The sequence below is a fragment of the Ruegeria sp. EL01 genome (genome assembly GCF_900313035.1).
In the GTDB taxonomy this organism is placed as follows: domain Bacteria; phylum Pseudomonadota; class Alphaproteobacteria; order Rhodobacterales; family Rhodobacteraceae; genus Ruegeria.
The window spans coordinates 197,928-215,441 of the sequence record NZ_OMPS01000044.1 but is presented as its reverse complement, the minus strand read 5'-3'; the positions used below and the strand labels follow the sequence as shown (position 1 = coordinate 215,441).

Here is a 17,514-nt window from a genome sequence, read left to right as displayed (position 1 = left end):
CGCGTTCCTGGCTTAGCTGTCCCGGGCAATAACGAAGCGGGCGGCGTCCTTCAAGGTTTCAGCCTTGGGGCCATATCCGTCAAGCGCCGCGCAGGCCTGATCCACCAGATCAATGGCACGGGTCTTGGCGGCGTCCAGCCCCAGCAGAGAAACAAATGTTGCCTTCCCTGCCTCGGCGTCTTTTTGCAGGCGTTTGCCTGCCTTTTCGACGTCACCCTCGATATCCAAGATGTCATCGGCAATTTGAAAAGCAAGGCCAAGGGCTTGGGCATATTGGCGCAACGGCTCGGGATCAGCCTGTGCCAAACGCGCTCCGGCGCAGGCAGACCATTCGATCAGCGCGCCGGTTTTGCCGGATTGCAGGCGGGTGATCTCGCGCAGGGTCAAGGGGTTCGGGGCGGTCTCTGCATCAACATCCAGTGCCTGACCCAATACCATCCCCTGCGCGCCACTGGCTTTGGCCAAAGTCAAAGCCAAGTCAGCACGAATTTCAGCGGTTCCAACCTCGATCCGGGTACACAATTCAAACGCCAATGCCTGCAGCGCATCCCCGGCCAGCAGAGCGGTGCCTTCGTCCCATTTCACATGAACGGTCGGGCGTCCGCGCCTCAGGTCATCATCATCCATGCAGGGCAGATCATCATGCACCAGCGAATAGGCGTGCAGCGCCTCAATGCCTGTGGCTGGACAGATCGCGCGTGCCGCGTCGATGGCATGCAATCGGGCGCTTTCCAGTACCAGAAAACCGCGTAACCGCTTGCCGCCCCGTGTGGCGTACGCCATCGCGTGGGTCACATTCAGATCGTCCAACGCGCCCAGAACCAGATCGAACTGTTCCTGAATGCGCGCGGCATCCTGCGCCAGTCTTTCGCGAAACATTTACTGACCTTCGACTGGTGTCGTCCCGGTCGGCTGACCATTGGCATCCAGAGTGATCGCCGCGACCTTTTCTTCGGCGCGCTTCAGCTCATCCTCGCAGCGTTTCTTCAGCGCCGCACCGCGTTCATACAGCGCGATAGACTGATCCAGCGCCACGTCACCACGCTCCAGCTGGCCAACAACGGCCTCAAGCTCTTTCATCGCCTGTTCAAATGTCATTTGCTCAACGGGGGTATCGGTCATCGGGCTGCCTTCATCAGTTCTTCCACATGGGCGCGCGTTGCATCGGCAAGGGCGTTCAGATCATACCCGCCTTCCAGAGTCGAGACGATACGGCCTTGACAAACCTCATCGGCAATTTTGCAGAGCTCAGCTGTGATCCAGGCGAAATCGCCGGTCGACCAGTTCAGATTGGCCAGCGGATCGTCCTGATGCGCGTCAAACCCGGCCGAGATGATGATCAGTTCCGGCTTGAACGCTCGCAGACGTGGAAAGGCCTGTGTTTCATAGGCGGCCCGCATCTCGGCCCCACCGGTGCCGGGGGCCAGCGGAATATTCAGCACCGTGTCATACGCACCGGATTCATCCGGTCGCCCCGATCCGGGCCATAGTGGCATTTGCTGGCTGGTGATCACCAGCGCGCGCCGTTCTTCCCACAAAAGATCCTGTGTTCCGTTGCCGTGATGCACGTCGAAATCGACTACGGCGACCCGCTCTAACCCATGATGATCCAAGGCGTGTTTGGCCGCCAGCGCCGCATTGCCAAACAGACAAAATCCCATTGCAGTGTCTTTTTCAGCGTGATGTCCCGGTGGCCGGATGGCGCAGAACGCATTTGGTGCCTCGCCGCCCAAAACCATATCCACCGCGCGCACAGCTGCCCCAGCCGCACGATAGGCCGCATCCACCGACCCCGGAGACATGAACGTATCACCATCAATCTGGGCGAATCCGTCGTTTGGCCGGTTGCCTCGAATGTCCCGAATGTGACTTTCCGGGTGAACGCGTAGCAAATCATCATCTGCGGCCAGCGGTGCTGTGACCCGGTTCAGGTCCAAAGGTTCCAATGCGTGCAGAATATGCTCTAACCGGGCCACCCGTTCGGGATGTCCTGTTGGTGTCACATGCCCAAGGCAATCCGCGTGGGTCAATAGGGCTGTTTTCATCGGACTCCCTTGTTCATCTGGCTAAAAATATCCTCGCCGAAGGCCTGAAAACGCCGCGTAGCGGCACTGTTAATCTGGCGCCAACATGTAACCGGCACCCCGCACCGTTTGCAGGTAACGCGGCTGTTTCGGGTCCTGTTCGATCTTGCGGCGCAGGCGTGTGATCTGGACATCCACGGCACGCTCCTGCGCCTGTCCTTTGTCGCGCCCAAGATCCTCGACCAGCTTTGCCCGGCTGATTGGTTCTCCGGGTTGGGCCGAGAAGATCTTCATCAATTGACTTTCAGTGGCGGTCAGACGCACCGGGTCTTCGCCCTGCCACATCTCACCGCGTTCAATGTCATAGCGGATCGGGCCAAGCGACAGAACCTTGGCCGCCGCATCCTGTGCGGGTGTTTCAGGCATCCGCCGTAGAATGGCATTGATCCGCAACAACAGCTCTTTGGGCTCGAAGGGTTTGGCCAGATAATCATCGGCTCCGGCTTCAAGGCCTGCAATCCGATGTTCGGTCTCACCACGGGCCGTCAGCAACAGGATCGGCGTGGTGCTTGTGTCGCGCAATGCGCGGGTCAGGCTGACACCATCTTCACCGGGCATCATCACATCCATGACGATCAGATCGAAGTCCAACCCCGATAAGACCCGTCGCGCATGTGCCGCATCCCGTGCTGCCGTGACCAGAAACCCGTTTCGCATCAGGAACTTCTTAAGCAGATCGCGGATGCGCTCATCATCATCCACAATCAGCAGGTGGGCGTCCATGTTGCTCATGAGGTCGTGTCCCGAAGTTTCGTGTAGGCATGACGCATATCAGCATCCATCATTGCTTCAAGCACTTTGCGGAATCCGGCAACCGCTTCGGGGCCCGCGTCTTTGAAGGCCGCGCGCATGCGGGCGCGCTGGGCATCCGACAACTGTGCTTCCAGTGCCCGGCCATTTTCTGTCAGAAACAAATGGCGTTCGCGTTTGTCGACGGTTCCGACACGGCTTTCAACAAGACCGTCTTCAATCAAGGTTCTGAGAACCCTGTTCAGCGACTGCTTTGTAACGCCCAGAATGGCCAAAAGGTTGTTGACTGTTGTACCGGGCGCGCGATTGATAAAATGGACTGCGCGATGATGTGCGCGACCATAGGCGAGTTCGGCCAGAATGCGATCGGGGTCGGCAGTGAACCCACGATAGGCAAAGAACATGGCCTCGATCCCTTGTCGCAATTGCTCATCGGTCAAAAACAACAAGCTTTCGCCACCAAACAAAGGGGCGGGGCGGATGTCGGACATATCATGCCTCATTCGTTACACGGGTTCGACTTTATGTCAGCGTTATTGACATTCCAAGAGTGTACAGGTATCGAATTGCAGTTTTTGCGCAACTTTATGCCCACATCGGACCTAAATAGCGCAACAATCGGAAATTCAACCCGGTTCAGGAGGTTTCGCATGGCGGGGTATGACGATCGTGACGGTGTCATCTGGATGGATGGCGAACTGGTGCCTTGGCGGGACGCCAACGTGCATCTCCTGTCCCACGCGATGCATTACGCGTCCTCCGTGTTCGAAGGTGAGCGCGCCTATAACGGCAAGATCTTCAAAAGCCGCGCGCATTCAGAACGATTGATCGCGTCGGCCGAGGCTTTGGATATGCCGATGCCTTACACGATTGATCAGATCGAGGCTGCAAAGGAAGAGGCATTGAAAGCCAGTGGGCTGCAAGATGCCTATGTGCGGGCACTTGTCTGGCGCGGTTCGGGTGAAGATATGGGCGTGGCTTCGGCGAAGAACCCGGTCCGCATGGCGGTCGCGGTTTGGCCTTGGGGGGCGTATTACGGTGACGCCAAGATGCAGGGCGCTAAGCTGGACATCGCCGACTGGAAGCGTCCCAGCCCGGAAACGATCCCGGTGCATGCCAAGGCAGCAGGGCTTTACATGATCTGCACGATCTCGAAACATAAGGCCGAGGCCAAAGGGTGTTCGGACGCTTTGTTCATGGATTACCGTGGATACGTGGCCGAAGCGACGGGCGCCAATGTGTTCTTCGTGAAAGATGGTGAGGTGCATACCCCGCTCGCCGATTGCTTTCTGAACGGTATCACTCGCCAGACCGTGATTCAGATGTTGAAAGACAAAGGAATCAACGTGATCGAGCGGCATATCATGCCCGAGGAAATGGCCGGTTTCGAACAATGCTGGCTGACCGGCACAGCGGCCGAGGTCACGCCGGTTGGGCAAATCGGCGACTACACCTTTGAGGTGGGCGAGTTGACCCGTGAAATCGCCGGCGACTACGAAAACCTCGTCCGCAGCTGACACCACGATCGAGACAATTAGGATTTGAGCCGCCGGTTCAGAACCGGCGGCTCACTTTTTCTTCTGTCGCAGGGCCCGTCTGGCCCCCTGAAGCAGAGGTTGACGAACACCCTCCATAAACAGCCAAAACCAATCTGCACCCATGTTGCGTTCGGGATGCACTTTTGACTTGAATTTCCTGACAAAAATAATCAGTTATATACCAACGCCAGATGATCTACCATCCGGCACTGAGTTTCGAGGCGGTTCGCGTGCTTAGCGCAGGACATGGTGATGGCACGCCGCCGCCTCGGAAACGAATTGCAGATTGGAAAGCCTCAGGGGCGAAAGGGTCAGGAATGGGCGATACGCTCGACGAAATCATCTCCCGACATGATGCGGCCACGTCGTGTGGATGCTCGTGTTGTGATGATGATTTTGCAGCCTATGCCGATCAGAAGAAACGCGCGCTCGCAGATGAAGAACCTGTGACGGACACGATATTGCCCGAAAGCGCAGCCAGTCGGCGCGGATCGGTGCGGTATGTCTTTGAAACCCTGCTGGCGAAACGACGCACAACAGGTGAGTGATCGACGCCGAGGAAAACCCCGCGTCGATCTTTTGACCTTTTAGTAATCCACACCGCGCTGGGCTTTGATCCCGGATTGGAACGGGTGTTTCTCTTCGGTCATTTCTGTCACCAGATCAGCATAATCCCGTAGCTCTTGTGGCGCGTCACGCCCGGTCAGGAAGACACTCGTGCGGTCGGATCGCGCGTTTAGACCTTCGATCACTTGGTCAATCGACAGGTACTCATAGCGCAGCGCGATGTTGATCTCGTCGAGAACAACCAGATCATACTCGCCGTTTGCCATCAGGTTGCAGGCTTTGTCGAAGGCCGCATTGGCCGCCGCGATATCACGCTCGCGATCCTGGGTGTCCCAGGTGAAACCCTCACCCATCGTGTGCCAGGTCACCAGATCACGCTCTTGGAAAAAGCGCCGCTCGCCGGTTTTCCATTTGCCTTTGATGAACTGCACAACAGCGACCTTCTGACCCCAGCCCAATGCACGGATCACGACGCCAAACGCGGCCGAGGATTTGCCTTTGCCCTTACCGGTATTGATCAGAACCAGCCCACGTCCCGGGTCGACGGCCTCGGATACTTTTTTGCGGTGCTTGGCCTGCACCTTTTGCATCTTGTCCTTATGATCCTGCGCGTCGCTCATGGGAAACCCTCTTTAACTGTTGCGCCCAACCTAGGGGAAGTTCGCAAAAGGTAAAGTCACGCTTTGGGGTCCGTGACAGAACGCGCTTTGCCGCGTTCCAGCCCCAGTTGATGTTCGCGCCAAATCACTACCACGTTGCCCGCGATCACCAGCGCGGCCCCGATCAGGATGGCAACTGTCGGCAATTCGTCGAACCAAATATAGCCGATGACAATGGCAAACAGCATGGTGGTGTAATCATAGGGCGCCAGCATCGACGCCTGCCCGAACCGATAAGACGAGGTCACGAGGATCTGGGCCACGCCACCGGTCAATCCAACCGCGATCAAGATCGTCGCCTGTTCCCATGTGGGCATGGTCCAGCCCCAAAAAGCCGTCAAACCCGACAGCAGCGTTCCAGTGACGCAAAAATAGAAAACAATGGCGGCGGGATGATCCACCTGCACCAGTTGCCGAATGTGTATTTGCACAAACGACCGGGCAATGGTCGCCCCCAAAACACAGAGCGCACCAATCGTGGCAGCCGTTTCCATTTCGGTGCTGCCAAGGCGCGGCCAGACCATGATCAGAACGCCAAAAAGGCCCAGGGCGACGGCCCCAATACGGATCATGCGGATACGTTCGCCCAGCATTACAGCCGCCAGAATCAGGGTGAAGATGGGTGTGGCATACCCAATCGCAGTGACCTCGGGCAGCGGCAGTAGGCTCAGCCCGGTAAAGGTCAGGCCCATGGCGGTTGTGCCTAATACTCCGCGCCAGAAATGGCCCATCGGTTTCTTGACAACAAAGCCTTGCGCCAGCTCACCGCGTGCAATCAGCCAGATTATGATGATCGGAATGGCAAACAACGACCGGAAGAAAACCAGCTCACCAGGCGGGAAATCCTCGGACAGCACCTTGACCAAAGCCGACATAGACGTGAACAGAAACAGGGCGCTGAGCTTCAGCGTCACGGCCAGGACCGGTCGATGCGATGTTAAGGATTTTGCCATCGGCGGGACCTTGCGCCTTTGACGCGGAAAGATCAACGGATCGGATCAGGGATCGATCCATGATTGCGGCAGAGGATTGCCGATTTCGTTTGCTAGCTCTTCCAGATAGCGGATCATCCAGACGGTTCTGTGTTGAGCAAGCCGTTTGCCGCCTTCAGTCAGCATGTCCTGTGGCAGGTTCAGCAGTTTGACCTTCCAGTGATCGATAGAGAATTGAAGATCATCCAGCGCGCGATTTTCGGCAAACGGGTCGGCCGGATCGTAGAGCACCCGACCCAGAGCACCAGACACCGAGAATGTGCGGGCAATCCCAATCGCGCCCAACGCATCCAGCCGGTCTGCATCGCGTAAAACACGGGCTTCGGACGTTTCTGGTCGGATGTTGGCCGAGAAACTATGGGCTTCGATCGCGTGTTGCACGGCGTGAATATCCGCCGCCTCAAAGCCCAATTCAGCAAGAATAGGCTCTGATTCCCCTGCGGATCTACGGGATGCCAAATGGCGGTCGGCGTGGTCCTTGGGCAGGTTCACCAGATCATGCAGATAACTGGCAGCCAGCAATACCGTCATGTCCGCATGATCGTCCGCGATCAACTGAGCATTGACCCAGACCCGATCCAGATGTGCCAGATCATGGGCGGGATCGGTCTGCATCCGCTGTATGACAACCTCACGCAGCAGGGTGCGTAGCTCAGCCAATATGGCCACGATTCTCGCCGATCTGACCCCGGTGCAGCAGTAGGTGGTCGAGGATCACGCAGGCCATCATCGCCTCGCCCACCGGAACCGCCCGAATGCCGACGCAAGGATCGTGGCGGCCCTTGGTGATGATCTCTGTCTCTTCGCCGGATTTGGTTATGGTCTTGCGCGTTGTCAGGATAGATGAGGTTGGTTTCACAGCAAAGCGCACAACAACATCCTGCCCTGTGGAAATCCCACCCAGTATCCCGCCGGAGTGGTTCGAGTTGTATTGCGGGCCGTTCTGACCCATGAATATCTCGTCTGCGTTGGCCTCACCCGTAAGTTCGGCAGCGGCCATACCTTCACCGATTTCAACCCCTTTGACGGCGTTGATTGACATCATCGCGGCGGCCAGGTCAGTGTCTAACTTGGCATAAACCGGCGCGCCGATGCCGGCGGGGACACCGCGGGCAACCACCTCGACAATGGCACCAACGGAATTGCCTGACTTACGCAGGCCATCCAGATACGTGGCCCAATCCTCGGCGGCCTTGGCGTCTGGGGTCCAGAACGGGTTCTGTTCAATCTGTGACCAGTCGAAATTGCCCCGGTCGATCTTGTGTGGGCCGATCTGGGTCATGTAACCGGTGATCTGAACATTCGGCGCAATCTGCTTGATCGCTTCGCGCGCCAGCCCTCCGGCCGCCACGCGTGATGCCGTTTCGCGGGCCGAACTGCGCCCGCCGCCGCGATAATCGCGGATCCCGTATTTCTGCCAGTAAGTGATATCGGCATGCCCCGGACGGAACTTGTCCATGATGTCGCCGTAGTCCTTCGAGCGTTGATCGGTGTTTTCGATCATCAACTGAATTGGGGTACCGGTTGTCTGGCCTTCAAACACGCCGGACATGATCTTCACGGCGTCCGCCTCGCGGCGTTGTGTTGTGAACTTGTTCTGCCCCGGTTTACGTTTGTCCAACCAGTGCTGGATCATCGCTTCGTCGATTTTCACACCCGGAGGGCAGCCATCGACAGTGGCGCCCAGCGCTGGTCCGTGGCTTTCGCCCCAGGTGGTAACGCGGAATAGATGGCCAAAACTGTTCATCGACATAAGGCATGCTCCTTTGTGCGTCGTGATTAGCGGGGAGTGTCTTTGGCCTCAAGCGGATTTGCGTTTGACTTGCGATGTAGCGCCGCCCGGTGGGCGGCGCTATGGAGTATTTCTGAAAAGATGAAGATCAGGCGGCTCGCGAAAGAGAGTCGCGTGTCTTTGTAATCTTCAGCGCAGCCTGGGCCGCTTCGCGCCCCTTTTCGATGAAATGCGCGCGGTAGATCGCGTTGTGGTGTTCCGTTTCCTGATATTGGTGCGGCGTCAGAGAGACCGACAGGACAGGAATACCGGTGTCCAGCCCGGCGCGCATCAGCCCGTCAACCACGGCTTGGGCCACAAAATCATGCCGGTAAATGCCACCATCCACGACGAAGGCGGCACAGGCGACAGCGCCGTAACGCCCGGTCTGGGCCAGATCGCGGGCCAGCAGGGGCATCTCGAACGCGCCGGGGACGTCGAATACATCGACTTGTTCGGCGGGAATGAGCTGCTGAAAGCCGTCAAGCGCGCGGTCAACGATATCGGAATGCCAGTTGGCTTTGATAAAAGCATAGCGGGTGTGTGTCATCATGATCTCCTTTCGCGGTTTGGTGGTCTGCTGGCGGTCGCAAAAACCGGTATCCACTTTTCTCTGCCAGCACGACATGACACGTCACCCAAGGCGATCACGAGCAGCCACGCCGTATCATCGGCGCACTGCACGTTCTCTTTCATCCGGACTATAACCGTCGGCTCTGGTCTCTCACCAGATCTGCTTGTCACCCCGAACACCGGGGCCGCTCGCGGGCTTACGGATCAAAGCCCGCATACCGCCGGTGGGGAATTTCGCCCCGCCCTGAGAACAGGGGCGACCTTGCCAAGGTGGCGCCAATTCTGCAAGAGATTTTGCCAGGAGAATAGCGATGCACCCAAACCCTGCCTTCCGCGCCGAAGAACACGCTCGTCATGTCGCGTTTGCACGGGATCGCGCCTTTGGCGTTCTGGCGGTGTCGACCGAGGATGCCCCAGTCCTGAGTCACGTTCCGTTTCTGCTGACCGTGGATGGATTGCAGGCTGATCTGCATCTGGTGCGCTCGAATCCCATCGTAAGGATGTTAGAGCAACCACAAACCGTACGGATCGCTGTGTCGGGGCCGGATGTGTACATTTCACCCGATTGGTATGAGATCGAGGATCAGGTACCGACCTGGAATTACGTGGCGGTGCATCTGACGGGCCAGCTTGAGCAGTTGCCGCATGACTCGTTGCTTGACCTGCTGGATCGACAGTCCGCCTTCTACGAAGAGCGTCTGTTGCCGAAACCCCCATGGACCACTGGAAAGATGCCCGACGAAGTCCTGGCCAGAATGATGCGAATGATTGTCCCGTGCCGAATGCGGGTCGATGACATTCAGGGGACATGGAAGCTGAACCAGAACAAAACGGACGAAGTGCGTCTTCGGGCCGCCGATCGGGTGCACGCGCATGGTTTTGGGAGCGAATCCGAACTGCTGGCCACGTTGATGCGAAGGACGTGACCAACGTCTGTTCAGGGAATCGTCTTACTGCGCGTTGAACGTGGCAAGAAAGGCCGCGATGTCCTCGGAACCCTTCTTCAACTTGACGCTCATGTTGGGGCGGGCGGTTTCATCATTCAGATAGATTTTGATGAATTCAATGGGGTCTTCGGAATAGGTGGCGATGTTTTCCTCAGACCAGACGAGCCCTGCTTCGCCTGCGCGGATCATGTCGTCGGTGAACATACCAATCGGTAGTCGTTCGCTTCCATAGCGATAATCAGCCTCAGACCCGGCAACGCGACCGACAACACCATAGAGATTCGGGCCGGTTATTCCGCCTTTCACCAAAACTTCGCCGTCCTTGATGATTGCATGGCAGGACGAACATCGGTTGTAGAGCTTTTCACCTTTTGCCGGATCACCAGATGCAATGGCTTGGGTGGAAAAGGCAGACATGAACAAGATTGCGATCAAATTGACCTTTGACATGGGGTTTCTCCTGATAGGAGTTCGCGCGACGCGGACTTACTTGCGATCGCGTAAAATGTGCAACAGGAAACTGATGCGGAAAAATATCTATTTAAAAATAATGATTTAAGACGGAAGCTTCTTCTTGTGGCAGCAAGGCGCTTGAAGAATGCGAGAGTCTGGCCGGAAAGGCCGCAAATTGCCTTAACATCGCCAAGCCGGCTTAAACGACGCTGAGACGGTGTAACATTCCGGGTCGAATCAACACCTCTCGATTCGATGTGGCGACAAAAGATGTGGCTGCGGGACATCAAAAAAATCCCGTTGCGGCGTGACATAATGCCCAGATGCGGCGTATTGCGCATTTAAGACCGCTAGACGAACTCTATTCTCCCCGATAGATAGCGCGGTTAAGACGCCGCATTCGTGCGGTGCGCGAGCTATTTGCCCGTTCTCGGGCGCCAGAAAATCGGAGATAACCTCGTGTCCCACGCAGAAGACCACGAAGGCACCCGCAGAGATTTCCTCTACTACGTCGCTGGCGGCGCAGGTGTCGTTGCTACAGGGGCCGTCGTCTGGCCCTTGGTGAATCAGATGAACCCTTCGGCGGATGTGCAGGCGATGTCCTCGATCCGTCAGGATGTCAGCGGGGTCGAGCCGGGTACGCAGCTGACCGTTAAATGGTTGGGTAAGCCCGTCTTTATCCGCCACCGTACTGGCGCAGAAATTCAGGAAGCAGCGCAGCAGGACGAAGAAGGGCTAGCCGCTCTGCCCGATCCGCTGGCGCGTAACGCGAACCTGAACGCCGATGCACCGGCAACCGATGCCAACCGCGTTATGCCCTCGCCCGAAGGCGAAGCGCCCGGTGCCTGGATCGTTCAGATGGGTGTTTGTACCCACCTGGGCTGTGTGCCATTGGGTGATGCCGGTGATTTTGGCGGTTGGTTCTGCCCCTGCCACGGCTCGCATTACGACCTTGCCGGTCGTATCCGCAAAGGCCCTGCGCCTGAGAACCTGCCAATTCCGCCTGTTGAATGGGTGGACGCCTCCACCATCAAACTCGGCTAAGGGAGACCCAAATGTCCGGAATTCCCCACGATCATTACGAGCCGAAGACAAACGGCGAGAAATGGCTGCACAGCCGCCTGCCCATCGTTGGCCTGCTGTATGACACCCTTATGATCCCGACCCCCAAGAACCTGAATTGGATGTGGATCTGGGGCATCGTCCTGACGTTCTGTCTGGCGTTGCAAATCGTCACCGGTATCGTCCTGGTGATGCATTACACTCCGCATGTTGATCTGGCCTTTGCCAGCATCGAACATATCATGCGCAACGTGAATGGCGGTTACATGATCCGCTATCTGCACATGAATGGCGCATCGCTGTTCTTTGTGGCGGTCTATATCCATATCTTCCGCGGTCTTTTCTATGGCTCATACAAAGCCCCGCGTGAAATCACATGGATCATCGGGATGCTCATCTATCTGATGATGATGGGTACCGCGTTCATGGGTTATGTTCTGCCCTGGGGGCAGATGTCTTTTTGGGGCGCAACCGTGATCACCGGTCTGTTTGGCGCGATCCCGTTTGTGGGTGAAGCGATCCAGACATGGTTGCTGGGCGGACCCGCCGTGGACAACGCGACGCTGAACCGCTTCTTCTCACTGCACTACCTGCTGCCCTTCATCATTGCGGCGCTGGTGGTCGTGCATATCTGGGCCTTCCACACCACGGGCAACAACAACCCAACGGGTGTTGAGGTGCGACGTGGCTCGAAAGCTGAGGCTGAAAAAGACACGCTGCCGTTCTGGCCCTATTTCGTGATCAAAGACCTGTTTGCGCTGGCCGTGATCCTGGTCGTTTTCTGGGCCATCGTTGGCTACATGCCGAACTACCTGGGCCACCCGGATAACTACATCGAAGCCAACCCGCTGGTCACGCCTGCGCACATAGTTCCCGAATGGTACTTCCTGCCGTTCTACGCGATCCTGCGGGCGTTCACCGGCGAAGTCTGGGTCGTGCAGATCGCAAGCTTTGTGACCGGTGGTATCGTTGACGCCAAGTTCTTTGGTGTCCTGGCGATGTTCGGTGCGATCCTGGCGATGGCGCTGGCACCCTGGTTGGACACGTCGAGCGTGCGTTCGGGCAAGTACCGTCCGATGTTCAAATGGTGGTTCTACCTGCTGATCGTCGATTTCTTTGCCCTGATGTGGCTGGGCGCGATGCCCGCGGAAGAGCCCTATGCGACCTTCTCATTGATCGCATCGGCCTACTGGTTCGGCTATTTCTTTGTGATCCTGCCGCTTCTGGGTGTGATCGAGAAACCCGAGGTTCCGCCGGAAACCATCGAAGAAGACTTCAACGCGCATTATGGCAAGGCTGACGCTGACGCCACGCCGGCCGAGTAAGAGGGACTGAAAACCATGTTCAAGAAACTTGCATTCGGTGCCGCGTTTGCTCTGGCGTTTGCACCTGCCTCGACCTTTGCGGCAGGTGGCGGTGAGCAGCATATCGAGGACTTCCACTTCTCGTTCGAAGGCCCCTTTGGGACCTGGGATCAGAACCAGCTTCAGCGTGGCCTGCAGATCTATACCGAGGTTTGCGCAGCTTGCCACGGTCTGAGATATGTACCTCTGCGTGACCTTGAGGCGCTGGGCTACTCGGAAGAGCAGGTCATCACCTACGCGGCCGACAACTTCGAAGTGTTCGACCCCGAGTTGGACGACTTCCGTCCAGCCATTCCGACCGACCACTTCCCAGCCAATGACGCAGTTGGTGCGCCGGACCTGAGCCTGATGGCGAAAGCCCGCGCTGGATTCCATGGGCCTTACGGTCTGGGGATCAACCAACTGGTCAAAGGCATGGGCGGTGCCGAATACACCGCGTCCCTGATCAACGGTTATACGGGCGAGGAAAAGGAAGAGGCAGGCACGATCCTGTACGAAAACACCGCCTTCCCCGGTGGTTGGATCTCGATGGCGCCTCCGCTGTCGGATGAGCAAGTTGAGTTCGCCGACGGTCATGCCAACACGGTTGAGGCCATGTCGGAAGATGTGTCCGCGTTCCTGATGTGGGCGGCTGAACCAAAGATGATGGAGCGCAAAAACGCCGGTTTCGTCGGTGTGATCTTCTTAACCGTGCTGTCGGTCCTGTTGTACCTTGTCAACAAGCGCCTCTGGGCACCGGTCAAAGGTCGCAAGCACTAAGGTCTTCCCGAGATCTGAATTTCAAGACCCCCGCACCTGATGGTGGCGGGGGTTTTTTTGTGGCCGGGCAGAGGGGGCCAGCCCCCTCTTGGCCTGTGGCCAATTCACCCCCGGGATACTTTTGGCCAGATGAAGAGGCAGCTTGCGTTCAGGCCGTTAGCTGCGGCGCATTGGTTCCGGAGATTCGAGCTCTCACGATCTGCCCTTCGGTTTGTGGCGCGTCAAATGTGACCTCTGTGAACTGCTCGGTCCGACCCATATGAGGGTTTTCCATCAGGATATGATGGGTCTTCCCGATTTGAGCTTGCAGGTGTTTGGTGACCTGTGCCTCACCTGCGGCGCGCAAACGGGCGGCGCGGTCTTTGATAACGTTGCCATTGATCTGCTGAGGAATACGTGCTGCCGGTGTGCCTTCACGTTTGGAGTATGGGAAGACGTGCAGCCAAGTCAGATCGCACTCGGCGACAAGTTTCAGCGAGTTTTCGAAATGGGCATCGGATTCGGTTGGGAAGCCGGCAATAATGTCGGCCCCAAATGTCATTTCCGGCCGCAACTTGCGCGCCTCTTCGGTGAATCGGATGGCGTCGTCGCGCAGATGGCGGCGCTTCATGCGCTTCAGGATCAGGTCATCACCATGTTGAAGCGACAAGTGCAGGTGAGGCATCAGGCGCGGCTCGGTCGCGATGGCCTGCATCAGGTTCTCATCCACTTCGATCGAGTCGATTGAGCTGATGCGCAATCGTGGCAGGTCGGGCACCAACCTGAGAATCCGCATGACGAGGTCGCCGAGTTTTGGCTGCGCAGGCAGGTCGGCACCCCAGGACGTCAGGTCTACGCCGGTCAAAACAACCTCGTTATAGCCCCGGTCAACCAGACGCTTGATCTGGTCCACCACTACGCCCGCGGGGACGCTGCGCGAGTTGCCGCGGCCGTATGGGATGATGCAGAAGGTGCAGCGATGGTCACAGCCATTCTGAACCTGCACATAGGCGCGGGACCGGGTGCCAAAACCATCGATCAAGTGGCCAGCGGTTTCGGTGACCGACATGATGTCATCGACCTGAACCGTCTCGGTCTGGCCAATGAAGTCTGCGGCCATACCTTTCCAGGTTTCGGGCTGCATCTTTTCGGTATTGCCAATGACCGCGTCGACCTCATCCATTTGGGAAAAGGTTTGCGGTTCAGTTTGCGCGGCGCAACCGGTGACGATCAGGCGTGCACCCGGGTTTTCCCGGCGTAGTTTGCGAATCTCTTGCCGGGCTTTGCGCACCGCCTCGGCAGTTACGGCACAGGTGTTCACGATCACTGCGTCCTTCAGACCCGCCTGTTGCGACAGTTCTTTCATCGCCTCGGTCTCGTAGGCGTTCAGGCGACAGCCCAATGTCGTGAATTTGGGCGCAGTCATCCCAGCGACTCCAGGAACTCTGGTGTCAGCGTGCCCGAGAACACGTGGCGAGTGGGTCCTGTCATCCAGACGCCATCCTCGCGCCAATCAATCCAGATCGTTCCGCCATCCAACTCGATCTGTACCGTGCGCCCCGTCAGGCCACGACGCGCGGCAGCGACAGCCGTCGCACAGGAGGATGAACCAGAGGCCAGCGTAATGCCGACACCACGTTCCCAGACCCGCATACGAATGTGGTCCGGACCAATGATTTGCGCCACCTGAACGTTGGTGCGTTCCGGATAGAGAGGATGATATTCGTACCGCGCACCGAATTCGGCCAACGGAATGGCCTCGGCATCTTCGACAAAGAACGTGCAATGGGGATTGCCCATGCCGGTCGCCGTAGGCCCGCCCTCGATGGGCAGTTCCAGTGTGTCGACCTCTTCAGCCAACGGGATTTCGTTCCAGTTTAGCTGTGGTTCACCCATATTGACCGAGGTCAGCCGGTCGCCGGCGTCCCTGGCAATCAGCGTTCCCCGAGCGGTCGTCAGTGTAACTTCGGATTTACCTGCCTCGTCCATCAGAATGCGCGCGATGCACCGGGTGGCGTTGCCGCATGCGGCGGAGGTGGAACCGTCGGAATTGTAAAACACAAGATGCGCATCAGCGTCGCCGTTTCCTATGACAGCCAGTTGATCGAATCCTACACCAAATTGCCGATGCCCGATTCCCCTGGCCAGTGCCGGGGTGATCGATGCCGCATGCGCGCGCGCATCCACAATGACAAAGTCATTGCCCAGCCCATGCATCTTCATGAAGGGCAATCCGGTGTCGTGTGCCTGTTGCATGGCGGGCATATAACGTTGCACGTGAGATGAATCCACCCTGTCGCGTAGATTCCTTAAAAAAGGGGTTGACCCCCCGGTATCACCTGCCTAATTAGGCCGCCTATCGGGACGCTTGAAACACTGATTGTGATGGCGAAACGAGGCGTAAAATAAGGTCTTGAACCCTGTTGGGCAATTGTCTTAGAGAGCGCCACGGATCGAATGGATCCAGAAAAGAGTGGGCCGTTAGCTCAGTTGGTAGAGCAACTGACTTTTAATCAGTGGGTCGCAGGTTCGAATCCTGCACGGCTCACCACTTTTTCCAAACTGTTCCTCATGAATACTTCGAGTTTGGTGGCTCTAGGCCACGCGAAGTCTCAGATTACAAGTTGATCCGATTTGACGATGATGTCGGGTCTCGGTTGCACGTGTTTCGTAGGCGCCAGAACATATGGCATGCGGAAGCCCCCATGAGCGCCATCCATGTGTAGCACTTTCTTAGGGAACAAGAGGGGCTGGACAAGGGGGTCGATGCCAGCCCCTCAACAGGGGATATACGGAGTGGTGGTAGCGTTCCGTTGATGCCAACTTAGCTGCCCGGCGTTTATTCGAATTTGGGGGATTCTCGTAAATCAAGCCAATTTAACAAAACTGACATATTTCGAACATGGCTCGGATCTAATAACAAAACAGCGGCGCGCCTAGATGGGTTTGCGATTTCCATGAGGGGGTACGAGTTTGGCGCGTCGCACCGTTAATCCCCACTAGAAACCAGCCTACCTTTGATCAGCGAATAAAGCTCAGCCGCTGGGGCCCATTGTTCTCAGGGATCTTGGATAGCTGCACGCGGAAAATCAGAAATCTGTTGATTTTATTGATGAATTTTCTGATCTCTAAGCTGTGCCCGGGTTACCCTCCAACAGTATAGAATCTTAACAAATTCCTATGCTGTGTGAACGTCATCACTGACGAGTCGATGGAAACCATTCATATTGAATACATTAACGAGTTAGCGCTTATGGTGTGTTTCAAGCGCGAAATTTCATTCTCCCCATGGATCGGGCGCGCTGGTGGTGGCGCGCCCTTTTTTATTACAGACAACCCCTACGATTTCTTGCTGATCAGGCTTGCCAGCCGAACGAGAATTTTGCCCGCTCATGCCGCTATTGAGTAATCGAACCGGATGAATCTGGGATGTCAATTGCAGTGGATTCGCAATTTGAAAACCTCCGACCATGGGTTTTATCCAGCTATCAGAATTTGACGTAGCGTCGCGAAAACCTGCCTGATTGTTGAGCTTGTTGACGTAAACGTAAGCTTTCCCTCTCTTTTTTGACTGTCCAGTCAAAAAATGACGCAAAATCCCGATTTCTTCCCCCTTACGACAGGCGTCGTTCTTCCTACATGGGCCGTGTCGCTGCGGGTCAAGGGAACCACTCACGAAATTCCTTGAGCCCACTCTCCCTCGGGGTTCGGATCAGATCCGCAGCGACAGCGCCTTGAAGCTTAACTGTTGGAGTCAGCTATGCCGATGAAGTCAATTCTGAGCTACTTGTTGGACAACAAGGTTGCCCGAGTATCGACGTCCGACGAGCCCCTTCGGGGCAACTCGGTATTCGAGGGCGGCAAACAGGCGCTTGAAAAGGCCGAGATCGAGATGTTGTTCCAGACCATCCTGAAGGAAAAGCAAAACGATCTGCCGGCGGGGCGTAAATAATACGGGCCCACGTCCGCAGGTAGGGCGCGCAAATCCAAAAGCGTGTCACAAAGAGCTTGGCAAT

General features: G+C 56.9%; 21 protein-coding genes, 1 tRNA gene and 1 riboswitch. Of the genes, 8 read left to right on the top strand and 14 right to left on the bottom strand.

Annotation, left to right across the window (positions count from 1 at the left end):
* Positions 1-12 precede the first annotated feature (12 nt).
* The 5 genes from D9K61_RS19200 to D9K61_RS19180 form a co-directional block, all read right to left on the bottom strand.
* On the bottom strand, positions 13-879 hold the full coding sequence (locus tag D9K61_RS19200; protein WP_120634801.1) for a polyprenyl synthetase family protein: 867 nt from the start codon (positions 877-879) through the stop codon (positions 13-15).
* A complete protein-coding gene (locus D9K61_RS19195) occupies positions 880-1,122 on the bottom strand; it encodes an exodeoxyribonuclease VII small subunit (protein ID WP_120634800.1) in 243 nt (80 codons plus the stop codon).
* Positions 1,119-2,045 (bottom strand): histone deacetylase family protein, encoded by a 927-nt coding sequence (locus D9K61_RS19190; protein WP_120634799.1) that lies wholly within the window; start codon positions 2,043-2,045, stop codon positions 1,119-1,121. The genes D9K61_RS19195 and D9K61_RS19190 overlap by 4 nt, the downstream gene beginning before the upstream one ends.
* Before the next feature lie 69 nt (positions 2,046-2,114).
* Positions 2,115-2,816, bottom strand: coding sequence for a response regulator (locus D9K61_RS19185; RefSeq protein WP_120634798.1), 702 nt, complete (start codon positions 2,814-2,816; stop codon positions 2,115-2,117).
* On the bottom strand, positions 2,813-3,325 hold the full coding sequence (locus tag D9K61_RS19180; RefSeq protein ID WP_120634797.1) for a MarR family winged helix-turn-helix transcriptional regulator: 513 nt from the start codon (positions 3,323-3,325) through the stop codon (positions 2,813-2,815). Before D9K61_RS19180 ends, D9K61_RS19185 begins: the two co-directional genes overlap by 4 nt.
* 159 nt (positions 3,326-3,484) lie before the next feature.
* Here D9K61_RS19180 and D9K61_RS19175 point away from each other — a divergent pair, with 159 nt between their 5' ends.
* On the top strand, positions 3,485-4,351 hold the full coding sequence (locus D9K61_RS19175; RefSeq protein ID WP_120634796.1) for a branched-chain amino acid aminotransferase: 867 nt from the start codon (positions 3,485-3,487) through the stop codon (positions 4,349-4,351).
* A gap of 212 nt (positions 4,352-4,563) precedes the next feature.
* Positions 4,564-4,920 (top strand): hypothetical protein, encoded by a 357-nt coding sequence (locus D9K61_RS19170; RefSeq protein WP_120634795.1) that lies wholly within the window; start codon positions 4,564-4,566, stop codon positions 4,918-4,920.
* Between the two features lie 39 nt (positions 4,921-4,959).
* Here the strand turns inward: D9K61_RS19170 and cobO are convergent, their stop codons facing one another.
* The 5 genes from cobO to D9K61_RS19145 form a co-directional block, all read right to left on the bottom strand.
* Positions 4,960-5,559, bottom strand: a complete 600-nt coding sequence (gene cobO, locus D9K61_RS19165) for a cob(I)yrinic acid a,c-diamide adenosyltransferase (RefSeq protein ID WP_120634794.1) — start codon at positions 5,557-5,559, stop codon at positions 4,960-4,962.
* Positions 5,560-5,615: 56 nt separating this feature from the next.
* A complete protein-coding gene (locus D9K61_RS19160; protein ID WP_120634793.1) occupies positions 5,616-6,551 on the bottom strand; it encodes a DMT family transporter in 936 nt (311 codons plus the stop codon).
* A gap of 45 nt (positions 6,552-6,596) precedes the next feature.
* On the bottom strand, positions 6,597-7,259 hold the full coding sequence (locus D9K61_RS19155; RefSeq protein WP_120634792.1) for an HD domain-containing protein: 663 nt from the start codon (positions 7,257-7,259) through the stop codon (positions 6,597-6,599).
* Entirely contained in the window at positions 7,243-8,343 is a 1,101-nt protein-coding gene (gene aroC / locus D9K61_RS19150; RefSeq protein WP_120634791.1) for a chorismate synthase, read from the bottom strand. The genes D9K61_RS19155 and aroC overlap by 17 nt, the downstream gene beginning before the upstream one ends.
* A 127-nt stretch (positions 8,344-8,470) precedes the next feature.
* Entirely contained in the window at positions 8,471-8,989 is a 519-nt protein-coding gene (locus D9K61_RS19145) for a 6,7-dimethyl-8-ribityllumazine synthase (protein ID WP_256386768.1), read from the bottom strand.
* A 52-nt stretch (positions 8,990-9,041) separates the two neighbouring features.
* A riboswitch (FMN riboswitch) is annotated at positions 9,042-9,190 on the bottom strand.
* 55 nt (positions 9,191-9,245) lie between these two features.
* Here D9K61_RS19145 and D9K61_RS19140 point away from each other — a divergent pair.
* On the top strand, positions 9,246-9,860 hold the full coding sequence (locus D9K61_RS19140; RefSeq protein ID WP_120634790.1) for an FMN-binding negative transcriptional regulator: 615 nt from the start codon (positions 9,246-9,248) through the stop codon (positions 9,858-9,860).
* Between the two features lie 24 nt (positions 9,861-9,884).
* On the opposite strand, the gene D9K61_RS19135 is transcribed toward D9K61_RS19140, so the two are convergent.
* Positions 9,885-10,331, bottom strand: a complete 447-nt coding sequence (locus D9K61_RS19135) for a cytochrome c family protein (RefSeq protein ID WP_120634789.1) — start codon at positions 10,329-10,331, stop codon at positions 9,885-9,887.
* 462 nt (positions 10,332-10,793) lie between these two features.
* Here D9K61_RS19135 and petA point away from each other — a divergent pair, with 462 nt between their 5' ends.
* The 3 genes from petA to D9K61_RS19120 are packed head-to-tail and all read left to right on the top strand — an operon-like array spanning position 10,794 to position 13,519.
* Positions 10,794-11,378 (top strand): ubiquinol-cytochrome c reductase iron-sulfur subunit, encoded by a 585-nt coding sequence (gene petA, locus D9K61_RS19130; RefSeq protein ID WP_120634788.1) that lies wholly within the window; start codon positions 10,794-10,796, stop codon positions 11,376-11,378.
* 11 nt (positions 11,379-11,389) lie between these two features.
* Positions 11,390-12,721: a cytochrome b gene (petB, locus tag D9K61_RS19125; protein WP_120634787.1), complete on the top strand. Its 1,332-nt coding sequence runs from the start codon at positions 11,390-11,392 to the stop codon at positions 12,719-12,721.
* A gap of 15 nt (positions 12,722-12,736) precedes the next feature.
* Positions 12,737-13,519: a cytochrome c1 gene (locus D9K61_RS19120; RefSeq protein ID WP_120634786.1), complete on the top strand. Its 783-nt coding sequence runs from the start codon at positions 12,737-12,739 to the stop codon at positions 13,517-13,519.
* A 148-nt stretch (positions 13,520-13,667) separates the two neighbouring features.
* On the opposite strand, the gene mtaB is transcribed toward D9K61_RS19120, so the two are convergent.
* Together mtaB and dapF are read right to left on the bottom strand one after the other, a co-directional pair.
* Positions 13,668-14,924, bottom strand: a complete 1,257-nt coding sequence (gene mtaB, locus D9K61_RS19115; RefSeq protein ID WP_120634785.1) for a tRNA (N(6)-L-threonylcarbamoyladenosine(37)-C(2))-methylthiotransferase MtaB — start codon at positions 14,922-14,924, stop codon at positions 13,668-13,670.
* Positions 14,921-15,763, bottom strand: a complete 843-nt coding sequence (gene dapF / locus D9K61_RS19110) for a diaminopimelate epimerase (RefSeq protein WP_120634784.1) — start codon at positions 15,761-15,763, stop codon at positions 14,921-14,923. The genes mtaB and dapF overlap by 4 nt, the downstream gene beginning before the upstream one ends.
* Positions 15,764-15,973: 210 nt before the next feature.
* Between dapF and D9K61_RS19105 the strand changes: the two genes are divergently transcribed.
* Positions 15,974-16,049 (top strand) — tRNA-Lys (locus D9K61_RS19105).
* 726 nt (positions 16,050-16,775) lie between these two features.
* Here the strand turns inward: D9K61_RS19105 and D9K61_RS27035 are convergent.
* Positions 16,776-17,174: a hypothetical protein gene (locus D9K61_RS27035; protein ID WP_162946964.1), complete on the bottom strand. Its 399-nt coding sequence runs from the start codon at positions 17,172-17,174 to the stop codon at positions 16,776-16,778.
* Between the two features lie 84 nt (positions 17,175-17,258).
* On the opposite strand from D9K61_RS27035, the gene D9K61_RS19095 reads away from it, so the two are divergent.
* Complete coding sequence (locus D9K61_RS19095; RefSeq protein WP_120634782.1) at positions 17,259-17,450, top strand: hypothetical protein; 192 nt, start codon at positions 17,259-17,261, stop codon at positions 17,448-17,450.
* Positions 17,451-17,514: the final 64 nt, after the last annotated feature.

Coding starts and splice junctions, on each gene's coding strand:
- D9K61_RS19200 (WP_120634801.1), bottom strand. CDS start 879: ATGTTTCGCGAAAGACTGGCGCAGGATGCCGCGCGCATTCAGGAACAG.
- D9K61_RS19195 (WP_120634800.1), bottom strand. CDS start 1,122: ATGACCGATACCCCCGTTGAGCAAATGACATTTGAACAGGCGATGAAA.
- D9K61_RS19190 (WP_120634799.1), bottom strand. CDS start 2,045: ATGAAAACAGCCCTATTGACCCACGCGGATTGCCTTGGGCATGTGACA.
- D9K61_RS19185 (WP_120634798.1), bottom strand. CDS start 2,816: ATGAGCAACATGGACGCCCACCTGCTGATTGTGGATGATGATGAGCGC.
- D9K61_RS19180 (WP_120634797.1), bottom strand. CDS start 3,325: ATGTCCGACATCCGCCCCGCCCCTTTGTTTGGTGGCGAAAGCTTGTTG.
- D9K61_RS19175 (WP_120634796.1), top strand. CDS start 3,485: ATGGCGGGGTATGACGATCGTGACGGTGTCATCTGGATGGATGGCGAA.
- D9K61_RS19170 (WP_120634795.1), top strand. CDS start 4,564: ATGATCTACCATCCGGCACTGAGTTTCGAGGCGGTTCGCGTGCTTAGC.
- cobO (WP_120634794.1), bottom strand. CDS start 5,559: ATGAGCGACGCGCAGGATCATAAGGACAAGATGCAAAAGGTGCAGGCC.
- D9K61_RS19160 (WP_120634793.1), bottom strand. CDS start 6,551: ATGGCAAAATCCTTAACATCGCATCGACCGGTCCTGGCCGTGACGCTG.
- aroC (WP_120634791.1), bottom strand. CDS start 8,343: ATGTCGATGAACAGTTTTGGCCATCTATTCCGCGTTACCACCTGGGGC.
- D9K61_RS19145 (WP_256386768.1), bottom strand. CDS start 8,989: ATGTCGTGCTGGCAGAGAAAAGTGGATACCGGTTTTTGCGACCGCCAG.
- D9K61_RS19140 (WP_120634790.1), top strand. CDS start 9,246: ATGCACCCAAACCCTGCCTTCCGCGCCGAAGAACACGCTCGTCATGTC.
- D9K61_RS19135 (WP_120634789.1), bottom strand. CDS start 10,331: ATGTCAAAGGTCAATTTGATCGCAATCTTGTTCATGTCTGCCTTTTCC.
- petB (WP_120634787.1), top strand. CDS start 11,390: ATGTCCGGAATTCCCCACGATCATTACGAGCCGAAGACAAACGGCGAG.
- D9K61_RS19120 (WP_120634786.1), top strand. CDS start 12,737: ATGTTCAAGAAACTTGCATTCGGTGCCGCGTTTGCTCTGGCGTTTGCA.
- mtaB (WP_120634785.1), bottom strand. CDS start 14,924: ATGACTGCGCCCAAATTCACGACATTGGGCTGTCGCCTGAACGCCTAC.
- dapF (WP_120634784.1), bottom strand. CDS start 15,763: ATGCCCGCCATGCAACAGGCACACGACACCGGATTGCCCTTCATGAAG.
- D9K61_RS19095 (WP_120634782.1), top strand. CDS start 17,259: ATGCCGATGAAGTCAATTCTGAGCTACTTGTTGGACAACAAGGTTGCC.